The 363-nt window shown below is 66.7% G+C and carries 1 pseudogene; it reads left to right on the forward strand.

The window, feature by feature from the left end:
* Positions 1-356: pseudogene (locus J0695_RS42530) on the forward strand (outer membrane protein assembly factor BamB family protein); the annotation flags it as partial.
* Positions 357-363: the final 7 nt, after the last annotated feature.

Here is a 363-nt window from a genome sequence, read left to right on the forward strand (position 1 = left end):
ACGAGATCATCGCCTTCGACCTGTCCACCGGCAAGCAGACCGGCCAGCGCGCCGACGCGGGCGACGGCTACGTGAGCGTCCCGCTGCGGATGGACGGCGGCAACGTCATCGCGTACAAGCGTCCGCCCTACGACCAGGGCGGGCAGATCGTGAGCATCGACGGCGACTCCTTCAAGGAGACGAAGCTGCTGGAGAACCCGGCGACGGAGTCCGTGCGGGGCGTGGAGAGGCGGATGTCACCCGAGTACTCCGAGCTCCTGTACTCGCAGGGCCGCCTGTACATGTCGGACGTGTACGCCAGCGAGCCGTCCTCGGGCGACAAGGAGTACCTGGTGATCGCTTTCGGTACCGGCTGATCGCTCT

The sequence above is a fragment of the Streptomyces beijiangensis genome (assembly GCF_017315755.1).
Classification (GTDB): Bacteria; Actinomycetota; Actinomycetes; order Streptomycetales; family Streptomycetaceae; genus Streptomyces; species Streptomyces beijiangensis.